At 43.7% G+C, this 20,917-nt stretch carries 16 protein-coding genes and 1 pseudogene; 5 read left to right on the forward strand and 12 right to left on the reverse strand.

Annotated features, from left to right (window positions below):
- Nucleotides 1-27: 27 nt before the first annotated feature.
- Complete coding sequence (locus tag AB8613_RS01870) at nucleotides 28-954, reverse strand: hypothetical protein (protein WP_372384327.1); 927 nt, start codon at nucleotides 952-954, stop codon at nucleotides 28-30.
- 281 nt (nucleotides 955-1,235) lie between these two features.
- Entirely contained in the window at nucleotides 1,236-2,108 is an 873-nt protein-coding gene (locus tag AB8613_RS01875; RefSeq protein WP_372384328.1) for an alpha/beta fold hydrolase, read from the reverse strand.
- A 376-nt stretch (nucleotides 2,109-2,484) separates the two neighbouring features.
- Between AB8613_RS01875 and AB8613_RS01880 the strand changes: the two genes are divergently transcribed.
- Nucleotides 2,485-2,907: a hypothetical protein gene (locus tag AB8613_RS01880; RefSeq protein ID WP_372384329.1), complete on the forward strand. Its 423-nt coding sequence runs from the start codon at nucleotides 2,485-2,487 to the stop codon at nucleotides 2,905-2,907.
- A gap of 9 nt (nucleotides 2,908-2,916) precedes the next feature.
- Here AB8613_RS01880 and AB8613_RS01885 read toward each other — a convergent pair whose 3' ends face one another.
- Entirely contained in the window at nucleotides 2,917-4,116 is a 1,200-nt protein-coding gene (locus AB8613_RS01885; protein WP_065681753.1) for an IS4 family transposase, read from the reverse strand.
- Nucleotides 4,117-4,208: 92 nt separating this feature from the next.
- Between AB8613_RS01885 and AB8613_RS01890 the strand changes: the two genes are divergently transcribed.
- Entirely contained in the window at nucleotides 4,209-5,972 is a 1,764-nt protein-coding gene (locus tag AB8613_RS01890; protein WP_372384330.1) for an NACHT domain-containing NTPase, read from the forward strand.
- Nucleotides 5,972-6,865, forward strand: coding sequence for a hypothetical protein (locus AB8613_RS01895; RefSeq protein ID WP_372384331.1), 894 nt, complete (start codon nucleotides 5,972-5,974; stop codon nucleotides 6,863-6,865). The genes AB8613_RS01890 and AB8613_RS01895 overlap by 1 nt, the downstream gene beginning before the upstream one ends.
- Nucleotides 6,866-7,009: 144 nt before the next feature.
- Here AB8613_RS01895 and AB8613_RS01900 read toward each other — a convergent pair.
- From AB8613_RS01900 to AB8613_RS01935, 8 genes and pseudogenes are all read right to left on the reverse strand, one after another.
- Nucleotides 7,010-7,454 (reverse strand): annotated as a pseudogene (locus AB8613_RS01900) (IS3 family transposase); the annotation flags it as partial.
- Between the two features lie 112 nt (nucleotides 7,455-7,566).
- Nucleotides 7,567-9,954 carry a phenylalanine--tRNA ligase subunit beta gene (gene pheT, locus AB8613_RS01905; protein WP_372384332.1) on the reverse strand — a complete coding sequence of 796 codons (2,388 nt, stop codon included), beginning with the start codon at nucleotides 9,952-9,954 and terminating at the stop codon, nucleotides 7,567-7,569.
- Between the two features lie 18 nt (nucleotides 9,955-9,972).
- A complete protein-coding gene (gene pheS / locus AB8613_RS01910) occupies nucleotides 9,973-10,956 on the reverse strand; it encodes a phenylalanine--tRNA ligase subunit alpha (protein WP_004734764.1) in 984 nt (327 codons plus the stop codon).
- A gap of 312 nt (nucleotides 10,957-11,268) precedes the next feature.
- Complete coding sequence (locus AB8613_RS01915; RefSeq protein WP_372384333.1) at nucleotides 11,269-12,441, reverse strand: GGDEF domain-containing protein; 1,173 nt, start codon at nucleotides 12,439-12,441, stop codon at nucleotides 11,269-11,271.
- Between the two features lie 160 nt (nucleotides 12,442-12,601).
- A complete protein-coding gene (locus tag AB8613_RS01920; protein WP_372384334.1) occupies nucleotides 12,602-13,810 on the reverse strand; it encodes a hypothetical protein in 1,209 nt (402 codons plus the stop codon).
- Between the two features lie 9 nt (nucleotides 13,811-13,819).
- Complete coding sequence (locus AB8613_RS01925; protein ID WP_372384335.1) at nucleotides 13,820-14,611, reverse strand: outer membrane lipoprotein-sorting protein; 792 nt, start codon at nucleotides 14,609-14,611, stop codon at nucleotides 13,820-13,822.
- 44 nt (nucleotides 14,612-14,655) lie between these two features.
- On the reverse strand, nucleotides 14,656-17,121 hold the full coding sequence (locus AB8613_RS01930; RefSeq protein WP_372384336.1) for an RND family transporter: 2,466 nt from the start codon (nucleotides 17,119-17,121) through the stop codon (nucleotides 14,656-14,658).
- A gap of 170 nt (nucleotides 17,122-17,291) precedes the next feature.
- Nucleotides 17,292-18,077: a TetR/AcrR family transcriptional regulator gene (locus tag AB8613_RS01935; protein ID WP_146491284.1), complete on the reverse strand. Its 786-nt coding sequence runs from the start codon at nucleotides 18,075-18,077 to the stop codon at nucleotides 17,292-17,294.
- Between the two features lie 554 nt (nucleotides 18,078-18,631).
- On the opposite strand from AB8613_RS01935, the gene AB8613_RS01940 reads away from it, so the two are divergent.
- Both AB8613_RS01940 and AB8613_RS01945 read left to right on the forward strand, forming a co-directional pair.
- Nucleotides 18,632-19,441 (forward strand): hypothetical protein, encoded by an 810-nt coding sequence (locus AB8613_RS01940; protein WP_372384337.1) that lies wholly within the window; start codon nucleotides 18,632-18,634, stop codon nucleotides 19,439-19,441.
- Nucleotides 19,362-20,138 carry a hypothetical protein gene (locus AB8613_RS01945; RefSeq protein ID WP_285954220.1) on the forward strand — a complete coding sequence of 259 codons (777 nt, stop codon included), beginning with the start codon at nucleotides 19,362-19,364 and terminating at the stop codon, nucleotides 20,136-20,138. Before AB8613_RS01940 ends, AB8613_RS01945 begins: the two co-directional genes overlap by 80 nt.
- A 153-nt stretch (nucleotides 20,139-20,291) precedes the next feature.
- Here AB8613_RS01945 and AB8613_RS01950 read toward each other — a convergent pair whose 3' ends face one another.
- Entirely contained in the window at nucleotides 20,292-20,786 is a 495-nt protein-coding gene (locus AB8613_RS01950) for an outer membrane beta-barrel protein (protein ID WP_146491286.1), read from the reverse strand.
- Nucleotides 20,787-20,917 lie beyond the last annotated feature (131 nt).

Genomic DNA, 20,917 nt, shown 5'->3' on the forward strand with positions numbered 1-20,917 from the left:
CGAAGCAATTGACGATGGTAAACCAAATCAACTAGAGAGCCATTCATCCAGTACTGTGATGAATTTAGGGTTAACGAGATAGCCGATGGAAGCATGCGGATTACTTTCTCCGTTGCGAATATTGAGGTTATAAACTGGGTGGATATCTTTCATTCCACCGGGTATCAGATCCAGTTTGAGCATATCTTCAAAGTCATTTCTAATTTTGCTGTCATGAGAGATAAAATCATCTTCTGCCGATATGTTTATCCATTGCTGAATGTTTAAAGGGTACTTCTTCTCATCTTTCAAGCGGCTCCCCTTTAGCCTATCTTTTACGTTTTCATCGCCTAACGGTGACCCGAGCGTCAGCAATAAGTTGACCTTCTTGTCCGCACCATAGTCGTGTCTATACTCTCCGTAGTGAGATAACTTCCATAACACGTCATAGCTGATCATTGATCCGAGACTGTGCGATACAATCATCACGTCATCCTGATTATCAAGCGCTTCCTTCAGCTCAACCATTAGCCTATGCCTGACATCGCTACCAAAATAAGTATCTTCATACCAATAATGCGCCATGTCCGGCGCGACCTTCGTTATGAGTGTCTCAGCCACACCCAGCTTTCCAAATAGTGACGAAAAAGTATCTGCTAACGCCTCTTTCAGAAAACCAATTTTGGATACCTTGTTATACGTTGTTTTATTGAACTGGCTTGTCTTGTACTTTTTGAGTTCAGACAGCGCTTGCTGTCGACTTGCAGGGTCTTCTGTTGGTTTCTCTAACAATGTGTTCGATAGTTCACCGTAATAGACAAACCGTTTATCGACATCTTTAAAAGCTTGTAATGAACTTGATTCTCCACAATCTCGCTGCAAACCATGTTCTATAGCCTCGTACCAGAGTGCTTGAAGAGGAGCTTTATCGGGCTTTTGAGCGCGACCATGAATGAATATGATTTTCTTAGCCATAGCAGGACGTCCTAAACACATAGTTAAAGTGATTATCAGTAGAAAGCACCTACTAGATTCGGTCAGCTATTACTAATGACAGTGGTGCTAATTACTTATCTAGAGGTGGTTGATAGAGCATTTATATAACTATGAGGCCATCGTTTAAGGACTATAAACGAATGAACGATGCGATCATTACTCGCAAATTGAAATGAATGTATCTAGCAAAACCTCCAACGAACAAAAAGGCCTCACACACGCGAGGCCTTAGTTTTATCTATAGGATGATTACAACCGCCCTACTTCACTGATTTCACCGCTTTCATCAAGGTTGCGTTGAACTGCTGAGGTTGTTCTAGCATTGGGAAGTGGCCTGAGTCTTCAATGTAGTAAATGCTGTAATCCTTGATGTGTTTCTTATTCGCTTCTGAATCCGTTGGCCATAGGCGAGCGTTAACCAATATGACTGGCACATTCACGTTCTTATACACGCGGTGTGCTTCACCTGTCACGTATTGACCTAGATAATGGCGGAACTGGTTTATCGCGATAGCTGGCGGTGCTGATGCCATGTCTTGCGTTACCCAGTAAAGTAAATCCGCGTCTATGTCTTTTGGTAGCGAGTCTTTCACGAACATAGTAATGCCCGCTTGGAAGTCAGTTTCAAACGGTTTAGTCATTGCATCTAGGTCGCTTTGGGAAACCGCTAATGCGACGTTTTGCGATGTATCGACACCAATAATGCCCTTCACTCTTTTTGGCATTAGTTTAGCGGCTTCTGCAATCACACCACCCGCCATGGAATGGCCGACTAAGATGACGGATTCGAGTTGTTCTTTCTCGATGACGGCTTTGATGTCTTCAGCAAACGCGACCATAGTGTACTCTTCGCGGTTGAACGATGAGTTACCATGCCCAGCTAAGTCCATAGTGATCACTTGGTACTGCTTTGAAAACTCACTCACTTGGTTTTGCCACAGCCTACTGTCTAAGCTCCAGCCATGAATGAAGATCAGCGCCGTGTCCCCGCTCCCACTTTTGCCATACGCAATTTGCTCACCATCGTGAGATATCGCAATACCGTACTTAACCGTTGAATCATGAGCCATGGCATTAAAGCTACCAAGCGCCATGAATACCAAAATTGTGATGTACAAAATTAAACGTTTCATAGTGTCTCTCTACTTACTTTGGAGGGAACACAGAAAGCCCCCTCTCAATCACTGTAGTCACAATAAAGTGTGGAGTTGTAGACGGGTCAAGGGTAATTTCGAACATTAAAGGTTAGTTAAGAGTCAACAGAGCTCCACCACTTTGGTCTAGCTATATCGTTACTTCTAAATGAATCGACTAGTTTTCTAGACACTAATTTCTCACACACTGTTAAAGTGTTCTCAACAATCCATCCAACTGTTATTAATAGATAATTTATAAAAAATAATAATTTTAAATGTTAGATCTCAAACGCGACAAACCTACACACTTATGCCTTTATGTGCAGGTGCAATTTATGTAATATCGGCAAAATACTCTTTCAGAGACTTACCGATGACAATAAATTGCACTCAAGTAGTAGATAAGTTTAAGCGCTATGGTTTTGAATACAAAAAAGCTTATTCAAATTCTTCATACCTTACGTTTACATTCAAATCAGGTTTTTTTCATAATGCCGAAGTTGTTCAAGTTGCAGAAAGCAACCACGACTCAACAGATATAGAAAAGAAAGTTAAAGATCTTGAATCACACGGGGTATCTATAAAGCGAAACAAATACGATACAATTGAACAAATAGAACGAGGTCTATTTGAAGGTTTTTTTGATGTAGTGCACTGGAAGAGTCGAATTAAAGATGAATATGCGAATTACGTAAATTCAATATTAGGCAGCTTCCCTGAAGCTGAAGAGCTTTCTTATAATTACATAAATGCCCCGTTTTCTCTTAGTGTTGATTCAGCCTTGGTTAGGCACTGACGGATCCCCTCATAATTTCCCTAGTCCTGCGTTGTGTGTGAGCCTTTGATATTCGAACATTCCCCATTGATATTGGGATTCATTAATTTGATATCGCCGATGATTTCGAACCTCTCTCCCTAGACGAGGTATGGAGAGAACTCGGCGGTGTTTAATGCTGTTGGCTTGGAAGTCAAAATGCCATTTGGCCTGTACTGCAATGAGGCCATTCCACCACATCAAGATTTCAGCGAGCAACGCAATAAGAAGCAGGATATCTAATCGTTTAGTACAACGAGTTCTGTTGTGACGAAGTGCGATCCCATAGGCGGTACTCTTTAGATCGCGGAAGGCCTCTTCTATCTGCATACGCTTGGCGTACAGATTGGTAATTTGTACTTCATTTAAGATATGTCTAGGGACATTCGTCGCGAGTAGCCACGGCTCCTTCGCACTGCGCTGGTAGAGATGTGTAGCGGAGTGTTTTTGGCTGGTTCTACTATGGCGCTGGGCTTTTCGGCCTTTTTCTAATCCCTTATAAACATAGGCTTCACAAGATATCGGTGATCTCTTTGCTAGTAAGCAGTGGCCAAGATATTTGGGTTTATGGACAGCGGTTGGATAAAAGGTTTTATTTGAGACCCAAGGTTTATGAGGTTGTTTGATTGATACTTCACCTCGGACACGACCTAACCAAAACCAGCCTTTCTCTTGAACTTGTCGGAACCAAGTATTTCGAAAACCCGCATCAGAAACGATGATTGGACTGGTTTTACTGGGTAAAATACTCTGCAATTTATCGAGGAATGTTTGGTGACTTTTCGGTGAATTATATTGGCCATACTCAAAAACTTGTTCAAAGATTGTGATGGCTCGACCATCAAGTGCAACGGATGCTCTTAACGTCATATAACGAAGTTGTTCACGAACATCAGACCAATCCACAAGGATCACAGGGCATGAGTTGGCGCCCGTTATTAAGTAGGCATGCCATTTATAAATTAGGTCTTTTTCACGATGTAGTTGGCGATTTCCAAGCAGTCTATCAACGCGTTTGATCGCATGTTTTACCGTGGTATTAGTTTCCAGTTTGCGACCTAGTTTAGTTAGCGTCAAGTCTGAGCCGTCAAGTACACTTTTTGTAGCAAGTATCAGAGAACTAACGCGTTTTTTGTGAATGGAGGGGCATTGGTTTTGTATGGTTTGTTGTAAAATCTGAATATCGCGCATCGTTAGTTCACTTGTTCGAAATGTGTGTTCAGCGATATTCATTAGATCAAAGACGGCGATGCGCGTCTACCTCATTGTTTTTATGCCTAATTATGAGGGGATTCGCAAGGGTTAGGCATGACAACGAATCGATTGTTGATGACATTATTAATGACCTTAATGATCCAGGTTCACAATTAATATTAGTAGAAGCTCCCGCGGGGTTCGGAAAGACTTGTACTTCCTACGAAATAATTGATCAATTAGCAAAAAAAACAGACGCTCCAATACCGTTTTTCACAGAGTTTTCTAGAGATAGACAGGCAAGAGTCTTTGGCCACGTTTTCGTTCGCGAAGTAGATAGAGCGTTTAGTCAAGTTAAGTCTGACGTTGTCATTGATGAGCTTCAAAATGGTCGGATTGTCATGGTCTTAGATGGTTTTGACGAACTATTAAGCGACGACTCTGGAGATTCATCTGAAGAAGATTACGACAACGCAGAGCCAATGCTAGAAACTATCAGCGAATTGCTAGACCGCAATGCAAAAGTAATTATAACTTCACGTAGAGCGGCGATTTTTGACGGCAGTGTGTTCAACGAATGGATAGACAAATATCAAGATAAGTTTAAGTTTAAACGCTACCGTATCCAGTCACCACGGATAGAAGACTGGCTATCTGAACCTCGACGCATGGCACTTAGGGAGGCAGGGCTGGATCTAGACCAGCTTTCAAATCCAGTATTGCTTGCTTACCTACGTGCACTTGCTATTGATTCCTTTAATGAATTACTAAAAACGCCAGAGAAAGTGGTTTCTCACTATTTTGTAGCAATGCTTGAAAGAGAAATGGAACGCCAAAAGCTACCAATGAATCCAGATGAACAAACAAAATTACTTACAACTGTTGCTTCTCATATGTGTGAACATAACTACACATCGGATAGTAAAGAAAAAATAGTTGACCTTTTAAAATCTAAATGTACAAAACTTCTTGAAGATACTCGCCGGTTATACGCAGCTAAAGATAGGCCAACATTGGATGGCTTAGCGACAACTTTAGCTACTCATGCTTTTTTTGACCGCAGCAATCAGGGCGATGGGAGAATTGAGTTTATAAACGAATTTGTTTTCGGTAACTATATCGCTGAGTCAGTTTTAGAATATCAAGGCGAATGGTTAGCGAGTGACGAAAGGTTTGTTGAACCAGCGATTGCATCATATAGAGCACGAACTCATAATGAACGTGCGACTCTATGGAATAAGTTAGAACCGATGTCAGAGTTTTTATCTGAGTCGGATAGAATGTCATATGAAATAAAAATGCTTGGTGAAATATTGTATGATACATATAACGAGACTTCCGTAAATTCAATCGATATTAATAATGTTGAATTTTTTGAAAAGACTTGTGTACAAGATATTTCATTCAGTAATTGTAGTTTTTCGTCTGTAATATTTCACATCGACAATATTAAGAACGCTACCTTTATCAATTGCAAATTTTATAATTGTGAGTTGGTATCAGATGCTATCGAATCCAACACCTTGGAATTCCTTAACTGTACTTCAACTAACAACTTTATTGCCCAACTTGAAGAGTGCCATGTAGAAGAAGAAGCGGAAAGCATTGGTGATCTAACATTGAACATATTTAGACGTTTCTTCCCTGTTGGGTCAAATAGTTGTGAACGTGTTCATATACCATTAGTTACCGTTTATAAGCTTCAGTCTCAAGGTTACTCCAAACGCGAGATCACTCAAGAGATCAAGAAGCTAAAAAGAGATGGCCTTTTGACTGATGCAAATGATGGATCTTATGTCGGGGTAAACCCACAAAGAATGGGTGAGATAAAACAAATGTTAGGGAAAGCATAATGAAGTATCCTGCAGATGTGACTTCAAAAGATATCCAAGCCGAAATATCTCAAGCTTTGGATCAAATGGGAATAATGTTTCGTATTTTTGGTCGTGTAAAAAGTTTTACGTCTATTAACAAAAAGCTAAGTAGCGATGACCAATATGGCGTGTCCAAGAAGTTACAAGATATGATAGGGATCCGCATCGTTCTATATTTCCCTGATGACGTGTTGGTCGCTCACAATGCAATAAGCGCACTCTTCAATGAACGCGAAAAAGATCAAAGTATTGATAGAGCTAAAGCTACGACGTTTAAACCTGTTAGGTATAACTTAGTTTATGACGTCCCCTCCCGAATGAACTATGAACTCCCACCAACATTAGTCGGTAAAGTTGACACAACGTTTGAAATCCAATTACGTACTGTACTATCTGAGGGGTGGCACGAGGTTGAGCATGACTTAAGATATAAATGCAAAAAAGATTGGGTCAACTTTCCCGAAGAGACTCGAATGCTCAATGGTATTTATGCATCTCTTGAAACCAATGAATGGACTATGATAAAAATCTTTGAAGAAATAGCATATGGACATTACAAGCAGCGTAATTGGGAGTCGATGCTTAGACAAAAACTCAGGTTGAGACTAGATGATAAACCTCTACCTCAACCGATAATCGACATATTTGATAATGATATAGATTTAGCTAAAAAATTTTTTAGGATAGATCGCTCAGCTTTAATAGCACTCTTGTATGAAAAGAAGTTTGACTATCCTATGAACCTCGAAAATTTAATCATGTTCGCAAATCATCAGGTCATAAAATCGAGCGAAATCCTTGATATAACAAGCCAAGGTTTTATTGATGACCTTTCAAATGAACCATATGATTTAAGTCACTTAACGCTTTAGCCGTGCATATAGGGAGCTATTGCTCCCTTCCTATAGAAGTCATTCTTTAATTAGATATTAATTTTTTTAATTCAATACTGATTAAAGTCTTAATCTTATTTAGCCAGATTTAACAAGTAATTCTAATGCATCTATACTCATAGAAGATTGATGTGTAATACCTATGAAGTGACAAGCTTTAGTGACAGTCAACTTCCTGACCGTTTTTCCTTAATAACTCGGTTTTGCGCTTCTTTGAGATTCGGACTCCGAAATCTCTATCCATGACTTTTATAACCGCTTCAAAGAACTCAGCTTTGAGCTGACTCTCTTCTAATTGCTGCTCGAATTCTTTGATTCGTTGTTCTGGGGTTTGAGTTGAGGAAGAATTTGGCATAATCGCTCCTAACGCTCTCGATTGTTCTGTTCCTTTAGACCAATCTAGTTGACCATGTTTGCGAAGCCAAACTAAAACGGTAGAGCGACCTTGGATCCCATAACGTTCTTGAGCTTGCTTATAAGTCATTTCGCCTTTTTCAACTTGGCTTACGACTGCCAATTTAAAGGCAAGAGAATAATCTCGTTGAGTACGTTTACTTGTTGTTTTCATGACACTCTCCAATTTCATGTTGGAAATGTGTCAACCATATTTAGGACGGTACACCCAAACAAAAAGGCCTCGCAATTGCGAGGCCTTTGATTTTTCTATCTATCAGAAGAGATTAGTCGCGAAGTGCTGCGCCGAATTTCTCTGAGATTGAAGCTACGATAGCATCTACTGAACCAGCGATGTCTGCATCTTCTAGTGTGCGCTCTACAGACTGTAGGCTAAGTGCGATAGCTAGGCTCTTCTTACCTTCTTCAACGCCTTGACCAACGTATACGTCGAACAGTTTAGCGCCTGTTAGGAATTCGCCACCAGCTGCGATACACGCTTCTACGATGTCACCAGAAGCGACTGCTTCATCAACAACAACGGCGATATCACGACGGTTTGCAGGGAACTTAGATACGGCTACTGCTTCTGGAAGCACGCGAGTGTTGATAGCTGCCCATTCGATTTCGAATACGATAGTGCGGCCGTTAAGACCAAACTTACGCTCTAGTTCTGGGTGAACAGTACCAATGATACCCACTTCTTTGCCGTCTACTACGATAGCCGCAGTTTGACCTGGGTGAAGTGCTGGGTGCTTCGCTGCTTTGAAGCTGTATGCAATTTCGTTTGCAGAAAGCTCAAGAACGGCTTCTAGGTCACCTTTAAGATCGAAGAAATCTACAGTGTTAGTTGCAATGTCCCAGTGCTCTTCGCCACGAGTACCAGAGATAACGCCCGCAAGCATCATTTCTTGGCGCATGCCGTTTTCAGCAGTTGCTTCAGGGATGAAACGTAGGCCTGATTCGAATAGACGAACACGAGACTGTTGACGCTTCTGGTTGTGAACAACTGTGTTTAGTAGACCTTGGATTAGGCCAAGACGCATTGCTGACATGTCCGCAGAGATTGGGAATGGCAGGATTAGCGGCTCAACACCAGGTACAACAAGTTTTTGCTGTTCTGGTTCTACGAAGCTGTATGTGATTGCTTCGTGGTAGCCACGGTCTACAAGAAGGTCACGAACGCGCTTAAGCGGTTGGTCAGCTTCTTTGTGGTCATTCATTTTAAGTGCCGCTTTAGGCGCTTGGTTTGGAATGTTATCGTAACCGTAGATACGACCTACTTCTTCAATTAGGTCTTGCTCGATTGCGATATCAAAACGCCAAGATGGAGACGTTGCCGTCCAACCTGCTTCTGTCGTCTCAACTTCACAACCTAGGCGAGTAAGAATTTCCACTACATCTGTAGATGGGATTTCGTGACCTAGTAGGCTGTCTAGCTTAGCGCGACGTAGAGCAACTACGTTTGCTTTAGGAAGATCAGCTTCAGATTCGCTGCCGTTTACTGGCGCAACTTCACCACCACAGATTTCAACTAGAAGCTGTGTTGCACGCTCCATTGCTGCTGCTTGTAGTGTTGAATCAACACCACGTTCGAAACGTAGAGAAGAATCAGTGTGAAGGCCGTAAGCACGTGCGCGACCACGGATGTGATCCGGTGCGAAGAATGCAGCTTCAAGAAGTACGTCTGTTGTTTCAGTAGTCACACCTGAATCTTGACCGCCAAAGATACCAGCGATTGCTAGTGCTTTGTTGTGGTCAGCGATAACAAGTGTGTTGCTGTTTAGTTCAGCTTCGTTGCCATCTAGAAGTGTTAGCTTTTCGCCCGGCTCTGCTAGACGAACCACGATACCGCCTTCGATCTTAGCGAGATCAAATGCGTGCATTGGTTGGCCTTGCTCTAGCATCACGTAGTTTGTGATGTCTACAACTGGGTCGATTGAACGGATACCACAACGGCGCAGTTTTTCTTGCATCCAGATTGGAGATTCCGCTTTCACGTTTACGTTCTTAACCACACGGCCAAGGTAACGTGGACAAGCATCAGTTGCTTTGATTTCAACAGATACTGTGTCTTCAATGCTTGTTGCAACAGCTTCAACTGTCGGCTCTGTAACGTCTGCGCGGTTTAGTACGCCAACTTCACGAGCAAGGCCACGGATGCTGAAGCAGTCTGCGCGGTTTGCTGTTAGGTCTACGTCGATAGTTACGTCGTTAAGCTCTAGAAGCTCACGAACGTCCATACCTAGCGCTGTGCCTTCTGGCAGCTCAAGGATGCCGTCAGACTCTACGTCGATACCTAGCTCAGAGAAAGAACAAAGCATGCCGTGCGATGGAACGCCACGTAGTTTTGCTTTCTTGATTTTGAAGTCACCAGGAAGTACTGCGCCAACTGTCGCTACTGCTACAGTTAGGCCAAGACGACAGTTAGATGCACCACAAACGATGTCTAAAAGCTCTTCTTCGCCGATATCAATTTTAGTTACTTGTAGTTTGTCTGCGTCTGGGTGCTGACCGCACTCAACCACTTTACCTACTTTAACGCCGGTGAATTCACCAGCAACAGGTTCTACATCGTCAACTTCCAAACCAGCCATAGTGATTTGGTGAGCTAGCTCTTCGCTGTTAATTGCAGGTTTAACCCACTCGCGTAGCCAAGATTCACTGAATTTCATAGTTTTGACTGCCCCGGATTACTTGAATTGTTTAAGGAAACGAAGGTCGTTCTCGAAGAACGCACGAAGGTCATTTACGCCGTAACGAAGCATCGTTAGACGCTCTACACCCATACCGAATGCAAAACCAGAGTATTTCTCAGGGTCGATGCCAACAGAGCGAAGTACGTTAGGGTGAACCATGCCACAGCCTAGAACTTCTAGCCATTTGCCATCTTTACGTTTCACGTCAACTTCAGCTGAAGGCTCTGTGAACGGGAAGAATGAAGGACGGAAACGCACTTCAACTTCTTCTTCAAAGAAGTTACAAAGGAAATCGTTAAGAATGCCTTTAAGTTGTGCGAAGTTTACGTTCTCATCAACTAACATACCTTCCACTTGGTGGAACATTGGCGTGTGAGTTTGATCGTAGTCGTTACGGTAAACACGACCCGGAGCAATGAAGCGGAATGGCGGTTTGCCGTTTTCCATCGTACGGATTTGAACACCAGAAGTGTGCGTACGTAGCATTAGATCAGGGTTGAAGAAGAAAGTATCGTGGTCAGTACGAGCTGGGTGATCGTCTGCGATGTTTAGTGCATCAAAGTTGTGGAATGCATCTTCGATCTCAGGGCCAGACTCAGTGCTAAAGCCAAGCTCACCAAAGAACTGTTCGATACGCTCAACTGTGCGAGTCACTGGGTGAAGACCACCGTTCTCAATGCGACGACCTGGTAGGCTCACATCGATAGTTTCTTCAGCTAGTTTCGCTTCAAGCTCTGCACGTTGTAGTGCGTCTTTGCGAGCTGCGATCGCTTGTTGAACAGCACCTTTCGCTTTGTTGATCTCTTGACCAGCAGTGCGACGCTCTTCAGGTGGAAGTTTACCTAGGCTTTGTAGTTGAAGAGTTAGTTCACCCTTCTTACCTAAATACTGAACTCGCACTTCATCAAGTGCGACTAACGAATCTGCTGTATCAATAGCAGTCGTTGCATTAGCAATGATCTCTTCTAGATGTTGCATCATTTCCTCATCTACCAGTTGGTAGTGTCCGTATCGGATGATTAGTTTTTTTAGATAGCTACACATAGTAATCAAACACGCTACCAATGCCAAATTGAATCGCTAAAAGAGCAAGTTATTGACTAAAAACACGGCAAATTTAACAGGATATTAATGAGGAGTAAGAGGAAGTGGCACAAATACGAGTGCCACTCCTTTGTTTGGAAGTGAATAGCGCTTAAAAACTAAAGTGAAAAGTACTCTCGATTTTAAGTATCTTGAGCGCTAAAACTGATAAGAGCGATGGTTCTAGGTTTTAAGTGAGTAGAGCTATCAACTCAACGCAAGCCAACTCAAAACCTGAATCGAACAAACGCTGTTTTTGCCTGCGTTTTTTGCTAAATAGACGGACTCATCGGCGGCTTTAATTAACTCGTTCATTGAGCCGAATTCTCGGGTTATTTCAGCTACACCGACACTAATACTGCCAATCCAAACTTGATTACTGGTTTCAACCTCTAATTCAGACACTTTCTGTCGAGCCGTTTCCGCGATGTGCATTCCACCTTTAAGATCGGTGTTAGGGCAAATAACCAAGAACTCATCGCCACCTAACCGGCAAACAATATCATCATTACGAAAGGTGTTTTTCAGTTCACGGGAGAGGATTTGTAGCACCAAGTCGCCTGCATCATGTCCACTGGTGTCATTAATGCGCTTGAAATTGTCGGCATCAATCATAATGCACACTAAAGGCAAACCAAGCTCTTTGGAGTCTTGCCAATGTAGCGCTAACTGTTTAAAGGCATTACGGCGGTTAGGCAAATTAGTGAGTGAGTCTGTTAACGACAACTCTTCAAGTTTCTTACTCGCTCGTTTTAATTCTGCCGTACGCTCCTCAACTTTATCTTCGAGTAACTGGTTGAAGCGTAACAACTGCTTGTTGCGTTCAGAGACTTGTTCAAACAGGCCATTAAGCGCCGCCAACAAAGGAACAGTCGAAGAATCTTGCTGTTTTTCTTCCGCTTCAAAGGCTTGCAGAGGTGTCGCGCCCTCTTCTATGGCGGTCATTTGTCGCGCCATGTTTTGGTCGATACCGAGGATGTGGTAAGCAAGCCAGTGGATCAAGAAATCAAGTAACTGCCGTGCTGACGACTGATCTTCTTCCAAGATGAAAGCTTGCATACTGTAGATATCTTGCATAAATACACGATGCACTTTGATGTGCTCTTCAATGTGTCGCTCATACACACCACAATCTCTCATCAAAGATTCTTCTTCTTTAAAGTGAAATTCGGCATAGCGCGTGAGATCGAGTAAAGCGATGTTAATATCGTCTATAGAGATAGTATTCTCTGACAAAAGATTTCCGTAATGGTTGATAAAACCAACAAGGTATTGATGTTGTTCATCGACAACACCAATGCCTGTTTCAAAGTTTTTATCCCAATTAAATAAATTCATAGATCCCTTAGGGCCGATACCACCAGCACGATTTACATGCATATTCGGAGGTTATAGATACTCGAAAAATATAACCATCTTACCTGTGAGACTATTCGATTATTTGCTCCTTTTTATAAAAAGACGACGTTAAACATTATAAATATAGCGCGTCTTAAATCTGAGACACCCCCTTTAACAAGAATGCCCCACCAAACCAACATTAGAAATAATATTCCAACGCCATCTCAACAAAGTCGTCCTTACGAGCAAAGAACAACAAGTCCTCTGGGGTTTCGTTCTCAAACAACCACGCGTTCAATCGCCACTTGAGGTTGTTGTTGATGCGACTTGAAGCTTCCAGTTTTGCACTGTAGACATCGCTGTTGTCCAAGTCTTGCGTGATGCCTGTAAGTACCTCGGTGCCATCTTCATCGTTCAATTCGAAACGCGCCCCAAGAAACACATCGTTTTGGCCGATGGTTTGGGCGTTATTGCCTCGGCTGTCATACAGATATTCAGCAATGAAGCCGATATCCCAGTATGATTCAAGCGCCCCCACCCATGTGTATTCAAAGCCTGTCGCTACGCCTGTGTGGTTGTCGTAACTGTCGCGATAAATGCTTTCCAACTTCCATAACCAATCACCGATAATGCCTTGCACATCCAATCCGAAATGCTGCATTTGCGCGTAATACGGCTTGAGTTCATTGCCTTCTACACGATAATAAGGGTCGCGATTGGTGCCGCCTAGGTAACTTAAACCGACATCCCAATCGCCGTACATTTGGCTATAGCGCAGTGCCACATCGACGTGCTTTTCTTCTCTTGAAGATTCGTAAAGCGCATCGTCCGATACAGGTACAGTAGGCCTTAATCGACCGTCTTCACCTGCAAAGGTACGCTCACGAAAATACGGCAGTAACATGGCATCGATGGTTCCCCAGTCTTTAATCGAGGTGAAGTGCACCATCGGCTGACCTAACTTGGATTCACCATCGACCGATTCAATGGCATCAGTTTGGTTTACCACATCTACTAAATGCGCCGATTCGGTCACGCCCCAGAACACTTTGCCAACACCCGCTCGCAGTTCGTAGTCATCCCAATAATTGAGATACAGAGCTTCACGAACGTCGCCATGGGTTCGCTCATCATCTTCGCTGTCTAGGCGATAAAACGGGGTGAAGGTAAAGCTGCCGTTGCCCTCCTCTTGCTCCCAGTAAAATTCTGGCTGCAACACCAGTGAGCTTTGTCCTTTATCTTGCCCTTGCAAACCGTCACTAAAGAACTGCCTGTGTTCAAGGTTCACCTGCCCTGAAAGATCCGGACTAAAGCCTGCCGCCACACAAGGCAGCGACACCTGCATAAGCCCGACGGTCACTGCCAAAGTTAAGGATAACTGGGTTCCTGTTGCCACAATCCTTTTCATATTCCTGCCTTATTTTGCACGTTTAAGTGTGTTCTTTTGAAAATCCTTGTCTTTAAGACCGGTCTGGAAGGCTAAATCTGTCGTGGTTAATACCGTACTTTTGCCTGTTTGATGGTTTTGCATCGACATGGTGTGAGCGCGCCAGTATTGGTTTAGGTATTGTTTGTAGTCTTGGAACGACAGGGTTTTGAGCAATGCACCTTTTCGGTCGTAAAACTCCACTTGAACGGGGCGGTAATATTGTTGATCTAGCCATACTTTTTGCATGGTGTAGCCGGAGTTTTTATCGGTCGGAACTTGCTCTAATACAAAGGTATCCACGCCTTCAATTTTGGCGTCTTCAATGTAGTTGAAGGTGTACTTTTCTAGCTCAAACGAACTCAAATCTTCGTAAGCAAATTCACTGCCCATAAACGGGCCTGACTTGTTGCGTGAAGAGATGCGCTTTACACGTTTCAATGCAGGCAGATACAACCATTGGTCATCCGATTTAGTGATATGTGAATGATTCAAGAAAGCCGTACCTTTTACGTCGCGAGGCTCATCAAAAATCGTCAGCCCTTTATCGCCATCGTCATCCACTTCTAACGACTTCAATCGCATTAGGCGTGTGCTGCTTTCGCCCTGTTTGTTGCGAAGCAACATTTCCATGGTTGCGACAGAATCGCCCCACCCGACATCAACCGCTTTACGTTGCTCGGCAATTTCTAAGCCTTTCGCCGGGTCAGCCATAGTAGGGAAAGCGACAAACGCGCCCATAGTAAATAGTGTCGTAACGAGAGTTTGTTTAATGATTTTCATAAATTTCTCCTTGAGTCAGCCGACCGCAGCAGGCTGACGTTTCCTTATTTGGTCGATGTAGTCAGTTCGGCTGTCGAGCTAGGCTGTGGCTTGGTGTCATGCTTTGATTCGTGCTGAGTTTTAACTGAATAGTGGGTCTGTTTGTCGAAGATCATCAGTAAGCTCGGTAGCAAGATGAAGTCGACCACCAGCGCAATGAAAATCACAATCGCGCTGAGTAAGCCCATGTCGGAATTGAGTCTGAAGCTCGACATCGCCAGTACAGAGAAACCCGCCACGAGTACGACTGTGGTGATCCACAATGCACGGCCAACGGTGTGGAAGGCGTAACGAACCGCTTCTTCTGCTGATTTCCCTTCGATTCTGGCGCGTTGGTATTTACTTAAGAAATGCACTGCATCATCGACCACGATACCCAACGTAAGCGTGACCACGACTGACAAACCCAAGTTGATTTCACCCGAAATAAGCGCCCATAAACCAAAGCCGATAATCGCCGGGGCAATGTTCGGTACTAAACTGATGATGCCCAAGCGAACCGAGCGCAGTGCGAAGGTCATCAGGCCAGAGATAAGCACTAAGGTGATTGGCAGAGTCGATAGCATGCTCGCCATGTTGGTTTCGCCAATGTGAGCAAACATCAATGACGGACTGGATGCGACCACTTCATATTGCGGCGCATTAGCGGCAAACCATGAGTAGATGCGCTCTTCGAGTTCAACCAATTCCACACTGCCTAGGTTGTCCACCGTCAGCACCATTTTGATCGATGATTTATCGACGTTGATCTGGTTGTTCAAGTCCAAGCCATAAGGCAGAGACATCTCGTAAAGCAGTAGATATTGCGCGGCGAGTTCACGGTTAAGTGGCAGTTGGTAGTAGCGATCGTCGTCACCATGCATGTTCTTATTCAAACGCATGTAAACATCGGAAAGTGTGGCGACATGGTCGGTTTCTGGTTGAACGCGTAGCCAATCGGTAAAGTCACCAATCGCTTGTAAGAACACAGGATCGGCAATCGCTTGAGACTCATTGGTTTTGACTGCGATGCTGATGGTTGTCATGCCGCTTACGGTCTCTTCCATGAAGTCGGCTGCTTGTCTGAACTCACTTGAGGTATCGAAATACTTCACCGATTCGTCATTCACTTTATTCAATGGAATTAACGCGGCAGCGCCAACAATCACTAAGGTAGAAATAGGCAGCAGTGCTTTGCGGTTCGCAACCACAAAATCACCCAGCTTATCCATGAAAGTCACTTTATCTGCCGCTAATGGGTTTACTGGCAAGCTCTTAACTGGCAAAAGTTTTAACAGCGCAGGAAGCATAGTCACTGATAGGAAACACGCGATGATCACGCCCAATGCCGACAAGTTACCGAAGTCTCGCAATACTGGAGAGTCCGACATATTCATCATCAAGAAGCCAATCGCGGTGGTGACAGAAGTAATTAAGATCGGCATCGCGTTCAACTTGATGCTGTATTGAATGGCTTGTGCTTTCTCCATCCCGCGCTGCATGGCTTGTCTCATGGTCACAATCACGTGAACACAATCAGCAACGGCAAGGGTTAGCACTAAGGTCGGAACGTTGACCGTTGCGGTGCTAAGGAACATCCCTGCCCAGCCAGACAAACCCATGGTCGCAACAATCGAAGAGATAATCACAACTAAGGTAGCCACCACGCTAAAGAACGAGCGCAACATAAAGGTCAGGAACACCAACACCACCAACAGCATTAATGGCACCAGTGTTGAGCTGTCCTCTTGAGCCGAAGTCATAAAGGCGTTGTTCATGGCAATGATGCCCGCTTTATGGAATTCGACATTAGGGTAATCGGCTTGGTACTTGGCGATCATAGTATTGATAGCCGCGATTACTTCTTGCACTTCCGCAGTTTTATCCACTTCAGGCAATTGCACGGTCACGTTCACAATCGTCACATCGCCAGAGGCTGAGACTAATGCGTTTTTAAGCAGAGGTTCATTGAGGGCGATCTGTTTAACTTTGGCGATTCGCTCTGGTGTGTGCTCATATTCTTCATACAGCAGGTCTTCTACCAAGAGGTCATCTTCAACGGCTTCGGTATGCTGATAATTGGCAAGCGAATCGACACGGCTTGAGTACGGGATCTGCCACGCATCGACCGTGAGGTTTTGAATTAGAGTGAGGGTTACTGGGGTGAAGACATTGCCATCTTCAGGGGCGACAACAATCGCGAGGTTGTCGGTTTTTGCAAAAGTGGTTTGAATTTCATCGAACGCCATCAACTGTTTGTTGGTGCCTTCGAAGAAGATGTTGTAGTCCCCTCTAAAGTAGAGGTTCTTTGCCCCAAAAGCAGAGAGCATGATGATTGAAAAAACCACCAGCAGAACGATAAACGAACGCTTGGTCGGTATTGAGTGCCAACTGTTATTTAGATCAGTGTTTGCGTTATCGACATTACGGTTATCTCGATTTTGCTGATCGAAAGCGGGCTTCTGGCTGTCATGTTTCATCACAGTCTCCATTTGTGACGATTCGTCATATTTGTGTCATAAAAAGCCAACCGAAGCTGACAAAAGACACAATTCTTAGTCAAACACTCAAGAAACCAAAACTACAGTCGGTTAATCTCAAGTTTGTGACGAATCGTCAAAAATGGTTATTAATAAACCCACATGAGTGGGCTTAATAGAAGCTATCGACCTACTGATTCTAAGTAAGCGATCTCTTCGCTGAACAGTTCTTGTTCTACACGGCGCCAGGTTTTGCGGTAATCCCAATCACTCGAAAGGGGCTGCCAGTTGAGGCCGTCTAAAATCATGTTCGCGTTATGTAATACTGAATACGGGTCTTGTAACCGCTTGATACAATGACTGTTTGAAGCATTCTGAGACAAAGCATTTGAACCAAATGCGATTGACCAGTTGGCGAACACGATGGCATCTGAACCCACGCCAGAAGAGAACTTTAGGTCACCGGCTTCTACTGCTTGATTGACGAGCAGATCCGCTTGTTCGATAACGATCTCTTCTAATTGATTCATCTCGGCCACGCGTGCACTGGAGGCTTTCTCTAGTACCCACGGGCTTTTAGCCATGATCGCGCAAGTTGATAATACCGGTTCCATACGAGCATAAACTCGGTACGCAACGTGCAATGCGACAATCTTTTCGCGTGAGTTGCCTTCAAACTCTCCAGAACGAGCAAACATCAATGCCTCGGTCTTTAAAGAGTGAATACACAAGGCTAAAACTACGTCTTCTTTGCTGCAAAAGTGATTATATATCGTACCTTTAGAATAAGAGCTTGCCGCCGTTAGCCTATCCATCGTCAGGTTTCCGAACCCTTGTTCTCGAACCAGATCTTTCGCTAACAACATCAATTCTACTTCTCGGTCTGCGATAGACTGCTGCTTTTTAGACAACACGCCTTTGCAACCAAAGATACCTTGTTTATCGCCTTTACAACCAAAGCCAAACATAATTTCTCAGTCCGTATTTTAGCTTAGCTATTATCTAAGCTTCGCCAGTATTTAAAACGCTCCTGTCCAATATATTAACACGAATAGTAAATTCATGTAGTTAACCATTTTATGACGTTTCGTCATTTCTGACTTATCGTCATAATAGCGCAAATATTGATCATATCAAGGTGTTTTATAAATTAAATATAACTTATGAATGGATGGATAAATATGTCAACAAGTAGATAGAGAAGTCATCAACAGTCACTAGAGAGAGAAGATAGGCGCTTTCATGAAGAGAACACGAAAGGTGAGAAGCTCATTCTTTACGTTAATAGACCACGTTATTTTAAGCCTTAGTGCAGAATCAGACCCGAAAAAGACGGCCGTAAAACCCACCTTTAGCCACCTTCTGACCTAGAATGAATGAGTGTAGGCTTACTTTTTAGGGCAGACCTCTCCTTATGGTCAATATTTGGCTTACTAATGTCGTTTTCTGTTAAGTTGCTATAAATTCGGTAAGGGGTGACTTACAATAGTGACAACGACTTACCTTTTTTGAGAACACGATATTGAGCGCCAAATATTCTTATTTAGCTTGGCAAGTGAATACTTCTAGCCCGGCAGAAAAGCTGGTTTTATTGATGCTTGCAGATGGTGCTGACGAATTCGGCTACACCAATGTGTGCCTGCAAACGGCAGGTCAGCTTTGTGCTCTATCTACGTTTGGTTTAGCCGACTGCCTTAAGTGTTTAGTCGACCAAGGTTTCCTCGATAAGGTGAAAGTAGATTATCGAGATAAAAAAGAGATTCACGTTTTCAAAATGCTCATTGAGCAAGAGCAAGCTACGGCGCACGTTGAGGTTCAACCGACCAATAGTATTCCGGTCTACTCTACTGCACCTGCACCTGCACCTGCACCTGCACCTGCACCTGCACCTGCACCTGCACCTGCACCCAAGTTTCAGCCTGCTCCGGCGCCAATGCAACACATGCAGCATGCCCCTCGCCCACAAGGCCGAGGCTCAATGAACAGCAACACCGTCTCTACTCATGATCTCAACGAAGAAGAGATACCATCATGGGCAGAACGCGCGTTTAAATTCTCCGGCCTTGCCGGTGACCATAGTTTAGTATGGAAGAAATTTGTCCTCTGGTATAAAGCCAAAGCCAATGAACTAATGCCACTATCTCGCATCGAATCTAAGTTGCAGTATTGGTTAGTTAACGAGAAGCAAAATGAAAGACAACAACAGCAGAAGACCTCTCAATATTCAGGAAATGCAGGACAAGCTCAAGGAAATGGGTATCGACAAAAGCTTAGCCCATCTGAACGCTTCAGGCAGCAGCTCATTCAAAAAGGCAAAAAGCCAACCTTCTGAGCCAGCTCCGGACGTTCAACCTAAAGCTCCACTAGTACCTGAAGTGATTGAAGCACAAAGTACCGATGTGAAAGTAGCTGCGGCACAAGCTGCAGGTTCAGGTGCGTCTCAACAAGTGCCTGTTGTTGATCAAGATCCTGCAGAATTAGAGCTCACAGATTGGTGTGTCCATGTGTTTGGTTCTTTCTTGAGCGTGTACGAAACACAGTGGGAATACCAATATGGTAGTGAGCCAAGTGGTAAATTCATTGAGTTTGCCAACTCTGTTGATTCAGACGGCCTTAACCGCGTGCTAATGCACTGTCATGAGCGTATTCAACTTGGCAACAGCTGGCCGCCGCAAATGGGTGAACTTTGGATCCTTAAAGATTCACTGACTGAAGAAGAACTGCTGGATAGCCGTATTCGTGTGTTATCGCGTACTGCCGCTAACAAGATTGAAAAGTGGCTTATCCAAAACAAGCTGTACGATTTAAAGCGTACGGCTGAAAACAAGCTTGATGGTCTGTTTAAAAAGTACTACTTGGAAGCAAAGCGTTTAGATGAGAAAGGCATGCTTGAAACAGAATTACCGCAATTCCTTCTTGCTGCTAACTCAGTGAAGAACCTTAACGACTTGAAGCGCGAAGAGTACGAAAGCCAACACGGCAAAGCGATTAACCCAAGAATCCAGCGTATTCTGAACAGTAAAAAGTAACCATCCGCTAGCTATCTGTTATAAGAAAACAGAGTTGCGATTACACGGTTAACAGATACAAAAATGCCAGCTATCAAGCTGGCATTTTTTATGAATTCTTACGAACTCTTTAACGACTATCCGACCGATATTTACGATCGTTTCACTGATTAATTACAGTAGGTGGATAGTTGCGTTTAGCGTGAATACGCCAGAGTCGTCATCTTTCATTTTGAAGTTTTGGTAGCTAGCGCCTACAGATAGTGGGCCAAAGATGAAGTATTCAGCGCCGACACCGTACATTACATCTTCTCCTGATTGCTTGAAGCCGTCAGATTTAAGATCGTAAGAGTGAACACCAGCCTTCGCGTATACGTGAAGAGGACCGAAGTCGATGCTTGGTTTGATCGCTAGGTAAGCAGTGCTTGCATCTAGGTTTGTAAGGTCACGGTTGCCGTACTTAACGCTGTCGAAAGAACCTAGGTCCCAGTAACCCGCTTCAATACCAATTAGTGGCAGGATGCCTGTACCCACGTGGATACCCATCGCTGTTTCTTCTTCATTACCTAATGAGTTTTGACCACCCATTACGCCGCCGTACAACCAAGAATCAGCCATTGCTGTTGAAGATGCACCTAGCAGTGCTAGTGCCAATAACGTTTTTTTCATATTCGACCTTTTTCGTCCTAGTGGCAGGCCTTGAGTGGTAATAAATTGCCACCAAGTCGCCCTGTATGTAATAACTATTCAATTAGTAATGCAATAAGCAAGATTTATACCTAAACCTTGCTATTGCGTCT

Origin of the sequence: Vibrio sp. BS-M-Sm-2, assembly GCF_041504345.1 — a bacterium.
GTDB classification, from domain to species: Bacteria; Pseudomonadota; Gammaproteobacteria; order Enterobacterales; family Vibrionaceae; genus Vibrio; species Vibrio satsumensis.

Bases quoted from the DNA above. Each gene is read 5' to 3' on its own strand.
- AB8613_RS01870 (WP_372384327.1), bottom strand. From the start codon at position 954: ATGGCTAAGAAAATCATATTCATTCATGGTCGCGCTCAAAAGCCCGAT.
- AB8613_RS01875 (WP_372384328.1), bottom strand. From the start codon at position 2,108: ATGAAACGTTTAATTTTGTACATCACAATTTTGGTATTCATGGCGCTT.
- AB8613_RS01880 (WP_372384329.1), top strand. From the start codon at position 2,485: ATGACAATAAATTGCACTCAAGTAGTAGATAAGTTTAAGCGCTATGGT.
- AB8613_RS01885 (WP_065681753.1), bottom strand. From the start codon at position 4,116: ATGCGCGATATTCAGATTTTACAACAAACCATACAAAACCAATGCCCC.
- AB8613_RS01890 (WP_372384330.1), top strand. From the start codon at position 4,209: ATGAGGGGATTCGCAAGGGTTAGGCATGACAACGAATCGATTGTTGAT.
- AB8613_RS01895 (WP_372384331.1), top strand. From the start codon at position 5,972: ATGAAGTATCCTGCAGATGTGACTTCAAAAGATATCCAAGCCGAAATA.
- pheT (WP_372384332.1), bottom strand. From the start codon at position 9,954: ATGAAATTCAGTGAATCTTGGCTACGCGAGTGGGTTAAACCTGCAATT.
- pheS (WP_004734764.1), bottom strand. From the start codon at position 10,956: ATGCAACATCTAGAAGAGATCATTGCTAATGCAACGACTGCTATTGAT.
- AB8613_RS01915 (WP_372384333.1), bottom strand. From the start codon at position 12,441: ATGCATGTAAATCGTGCTGGTGGTATCGGCCCTAAGGGATCTATGAAT.
- AB8613_RS01920 (WP_372384334.1), bottom strand. From the start codon at position 13,810: ATGAAAAGGATTGTGGCAACAGGAACCCAGTTATCCTTAACTTTGGCA.
- AB8613_RS01925 (WP_372384335.1), bottom strand. From the start codon at position 14,611: ATGAAAATCATTAAACAAACTCTCGTTACGACACTATTTACTATGGGC.
- AB8613_RS01930 (WP_372384336.1), bottom strand. From the start codon at position 17,121: ATGGAGACTGTGATGAAACATGACAGCCAGAAGCCCGCTTTCGATCAG.
- AB8613_RS01935 (WP_146491284.1), bottom strand. From the start codon at position 18,077: ATGTTTGGCTTTGGTTGTAAAGGCGATAAACAAGGTATCTTTGGTTGC.
- AB8613_RS01945 (WP_285954220.1), top strand. From the start codon at position 19,362: ATGGGTATCGACAAAAGCTTAGCCCATCTGAACGCTTCAGGCAGCAGC.
- AB8613_RS01950 (WP_146491286.1), bottom strand. From the start codon at position 20,786: ATGAAAAAAACGTTATTGGCACTAGCACTGCTAGGTGCATCTTCAACA.